5 protein-coding genes are annotated in these 3,712 nt (G+C 74.7%); 1 reads left to right on the top strand and 4 read right to left on the bottom strand.

Annotated features, from left to right (window positions below; translation table 11 throughout):
- Window positions 1–801 (bottom strand): ATP-grasp domain-containing protein (locus OP86_RS32250; protein WP_033334400.1); only part of this gene is annotated, 801 nt, incomplete at its 3' end.
- Window positions 798–1,706 (bottom strand): ATP-grasp domain-containing protein, encoded by a 909-nt coding sequence (locus OP86_RS32255; protein ID WP_051831176.1) that lies wholly within the window; start codon window positions 1,704–1,706, stop codon window positions 798–800. The genes OP86_RS32250 and OP86_RS32255, both read right to left, overlap by 4 nt.
- A 207-nt stretch (window positions 1,707–1,913) precedes the next feature.
- Between OP86_RS32255 and OP86_RS32260 the strand changes: the two genes are divergently transcribed.
- Window positions 1,914–2,780 (top strand): GNAT family N-acetyltransferase, encoded by an 867-nt coding sequence (locus OP86_RS32260; RefSeq protein ID WP_051831178.1) that lies wholly within the window; start codon window positions 1,914–1,916, stop codon window positions 2,778–2,780.
- A gap of 99 nt (window positions 2,781–2,879) precedes the next feature.
- Here the strand turns inward: OP86_RS32260 and OP86_RS32265 are convergent, their stop codons facing one another.
- Both OP86_RS32265 and OP86_RS32270 read right to left on the bottom strand, forming a co-directional pair.
- The gene (locus OP86_RS32265; protein WP_030256427.1) at window positions 2,880–3,308 is read right to left on the bottom strand and encodes a hypothetical protein; all 429 of its coding nucleotides are present in this window, start codon (window positions 3,306–3,308) and stop codon (window positions 2,880–2,882) included.
- Window positions 3,305–3,541: a toxin-antitoxin system HicB family antitoxin gene (locus tag OP86_RS32270; RefSeq protein WP_030058306.1), complete on the bottom strand. Its 237-nt coding sequence runs from the start codon at window positions 3,539–3,541 to the stop codon at window positions 3,305–3,307. Before OP86_RS32270 ends, OP86_RS32265 begins: the two co-directional genes overlap by 4 nt.
- Window positions 3,542–3,712: the final 171 nt, after the last annotated feature.

The raw sequence follows: 3,712 nt of genomic DNA on the forward strand, positions 1-3,712 counted from the left end.
CCCCGCGAGCGCCGCCCCCCGCTCCGCCGCGACCCGCAGCGCGAGCGCGGCCAGCGCCTCGGGCGCGCCGGGCCGGCCGCGGACGCCGGGGAAGGCGTTGACGTCCACGATGACGGGCTCGGCCGGCCCGTCGAGCAGGTCGACCCCGTACACGTCGAGCCCGAAGACCTCGCCGACCCGCAGCGCGAGCGCGGCGCGCCCCGCCGGCGGCTCCCAGTCCTGCGCCTGCCCCGACGTCCCCGATTCGGTGGCGAGTTCGGACCGCCGCCGGGCGGCGAACACCTGCCCGTCGATCACCCACAGCTTCTGGTCCCAGCCGGTCCCCGGGACGAACGGCTGGGTGACGACGAGCTCCTCGGGCCAGCGCTCGGCGAGTTCGCGCAGCCGGGCCGGGCCGTCGACCACGGCGACCAGGTCGTGCCGCCGGCTGTGCCGGCTCTTGACCACGAACGGGTAGGCGGGGCCGGAGAGTTCGCCCAACCGTCCGGCGGCGGTCGTCTCCGCGAACGGCAGCCCGGCGGCGCGGGCGAGGTCGGCCATCCGCACCCGGTCCTGGCAGAGTTCCGTCGCCGCCGCCGAGTTCACCACCGGCACGCCCCGCCGCTCCAACTCCCCGGCCAGTGCCAGCGCTTGAGGCGTACGCGCCTTGAGCAGGCAGACGTCCACGGACTCGTCCACGAACTCGTCCACCGGCCCCGCGGGCGGAACGGCCACCACCTCGTGCCCCCGCCGCACCAGCAGCGCGGCGGCCGCCGCCAGCACCGGGTGCCCCGGGTCCGCGGCGATCAGCCCGATCCTCACAGCAACTCCCCCTCACCAAAGCCCAGTTGTCCGTACGGAGCCCCGCCCGCCGACACCAGCTCGGCGGTGGGATCGCCGGGCACCGACACGGCCGTCCCGGTGCGCGCGAGCCGCAGCACCGCCCGGGCGACCCGGGCCACGGCGTCCGGCACCTGCCGGAAGCTCGGGAAGTCGTTGACGTCGACCACCACCGGCCCGTCCGGTCCGAGCAGCACGTCGACGCCGAACAGGTCCAGTCCGTACACCTCGCCGACCTGCGCCACGATCCGCGCGACGCTCCCCGGCAGCGGCACCTGCCGCTCCCGGACGCCCTGCCCGGGGTGCAGCGGGGAGGAACGTTCCGTCGCGAACAGCTCTCCGTCGACGCAGTACACCTTGAGGTCGGTGCCGGAGTTCGGCACGTACGGCTGCGCGATCAGCAGCCCCTCCCCGGCCAGCTCCGGCCCGACCTCCAGCAGGTGCTCCGGGCCGCGCACCAGCCGGACGCCGCGCCCGGAGCTGCCGTCGGCGGGCTTGACCACCAGCGGGTACTCGGCGGCCGGGATCTCCGCGAGCCGCTCCCAGCGCGCGGCGGCGTACGTGACCGGGACGGGCAGGCCGCGGGTGCGGCCGATCACCGCGGCGAGCGCCTTGTCCCGGACGCCCCGGATCGAGCGCACGTCGTTCACCGTGGTGAGCCCGACGGCGGCAGCCGCTTCCAGCAGGGTCAGCCCGGGCCCACCGGAGACGGTCTTGAGGACCCAGGCGTCGTGGCTGCCGCCCCGGACCGCCTCGGAGATCGCCAACAGCGAGTCCCCGGGGCGCAGCACGTCCACCCGGTGACCCCACGCCGTGAGTTGGCGTGCCACGTCGAGCGGCATGCCGTCGTGCCGGTAGTGCTCCTCCACCAGAAAGCAGAGCCTCATGGGCCTGTCTTCCCCCTTGCTTCGCCGAGTGCAGACGTCCGCCGTTCCCTCTCGGCAGAGCTGTAAAGGCATCAGCATGCACGCCGTGTGCGCACAAGATCGCTGCGGGCCGGTAAGCGTTCGGCAACAATCCCCGCCCGCCCCCGCCGACGGCCCCACCCCGGCCGCGCACAAAAGCGCTGGCGGCCCACCCGTACCCCTGCTTGGATGCACGCCGTGACTTCTGCCGATCATGCTATCGACCGCCCCCTGCTCGACGAGATCGAGCGCTACTACGACGCCGTACCGCGCAGCGCCGCCCACGCCGAGGACTTCGGCCCGCTGACCCTCTTCGTCCGCAAGGGCACCACCGGCTGGCACTACTACGCCCGCCCGGCGCTCGGCCACGACGGCCCGGCCGCCACCGCCGAGGACGTCCGCCGGGTGCTGGAGCGGCAGCGGGAGCTGGGCGCGCCGGAGGCCTTCGAGTGGGTCGCCGAGCGCAACCCCGAGCTGCGCGCGGCGGTCGAGGCGGCGGGCCTGACGGTGCACGAGCACCCGCTGCTGGTGCTGGGCCCGCAGGACGAGCCGGCCCCCGCGCCGACGCTGCCGGACCGGGTCGCGGTGCGGGTGCTGGCCCCGGACGCGCCCGAGCTGGCGGAGGCAGTGGCCGTCCCGCACCTGGCCTTCGGCGACCCGGGCACCGCCATCGGCGCGAGCGGTGCGGCCGAACTGGCGCCGCGCGTGGAGGTGTTGACGGCCGAGGGCGCGGTGGCGCGGATCGCGCAGCGGATCGCCGACGGCGTCACCGTGCAGGCCGCGGCGCTGGACGGCGGCGCGGTGCAGTGCGCGGGCCAGTACAACCCGGTGGGCGCGGTCGGCGAGGTGGTCGGCGTGGGCACCCTGCCCGCCGCCCGCCGACGCGGGCTGGGCCTCGCCGTCACGGCGGCCCTGGTCGCGCACGCCCGGGCCAACGGCGTACGGACGGTCTTCCTGTCCGCCGCCGACGAGGCCGTCGCCCGGATCTACCGCCGGGCCGGCTTCCGCCCGTTCGCGACGGCCCTGATCGCGGAGCCCGCCTCACCGCAGGCGTAGCCGGCGCAGCCGCACGCGCCCCGACGGGCAGAACGGGCACAGCGGGGACGACGAGCACGACGGACACGGCGGGGACAACGGGGGCGACGGGCACGCCGGTCAGTCGTCGTCCTCGTCCTCGTCGTCCGTCCCGCTGACGCCCTCCCCCTCGGCCTCGTCCACCACCCACGCCGCCAGCCGCTCGGCGACCCCGGACACCCCGAGCCGCCCCTCGCGGATGGCCCGGGAGAGGCTGCGCACCTCGCGGGCGGTGGTGGCGACGGTGCAGCCGCTGGCGACGAGGTAGGCGTACGCGACGGCGGTCGCGAAGAGCTCGTTGGTCTTCTCCAGGGCCGGCACCCGGATGAGCTGGTGCATCAGGGCGGCGGCGCGGTCCTGCGGTTCGGGGTAGACGGCGATGTCGAATATCTCGGCCTGGTGCCGGGTGACGGCCGCGAGCAGCGAGCCGTAGTCGGTGACCTGCGGGTCACCGGGCGTGTACTGCTCGGCGGTCATGAGCAGCCACGAGAGGTCGACCTCCAGTTTCAACGGCGCACGTCCTGGAGGTCGCCCGGCTCCCCGAACTCGGCGAGGAACGCCGTCTCGTACTCCTTCATGAACTGCGCGGCCGCGTCGACGAAGGCCCGTCCGGACTCGCCCATGTCCTGCTGGACCAGGCGCTCGATGTACTGGTTCATGCTGATCCCCTGCTGCTCGGCCCGTTCCCGGGCAATCTCCGCGGTCGTGGCGTCCACGCGGACGTTCAGCTGCTTCTTGACCATGCCCCTCAAGCTAGCGCCGAAGTGCTAGTACAACAAGGGCGCGCGCTCGCCGCCCGCACACCTGCCGCACGCCCCCACGCAACCTCCCCGTCACCAAAGCCGTCACCGAAGCCGCCACCCGCCACCGCTCCGGGCCTGTCTCTTATACACATCTCCGAGCCCACGAGACAG

The organism is Streptomyces novaecaesareae (assembly GCF_000716875.1).
In the GTDB taxonomy this organism is placed as follows: domain Bacteria; phylum Actinomycetota; class Actinomycetes; order Streptomycetales; family Streptomycetaceae; genus Kitasatospora; species Kitasatospora novaecaesareae.

Excerpts from the sequence above, each read along its gene's own strand:
- OP86_RS32255 (WP_051831176.1), bottom strand. The coding sequence starts at position 1,706 with ATGAGGCTCTGCTTTCTGGTGGAGGAGCACTACCGGCACGACGGCATG.
- OP86_RS32260 (WP_051831178.1), top strand. The coding sequence starts at position 1,914 with ATGCACGCCGTGACTTCTGCCGATCATGCTATCGACCGCCCCCTGCTC.
- OP86_RS32270 (WP_030058306.1), bottom strand. The coding sequence starts at position 3,541 with ATGGTCAAGAAGCAGCTGAACGTCCGCGTGGACGCCACGACCGCGGAG.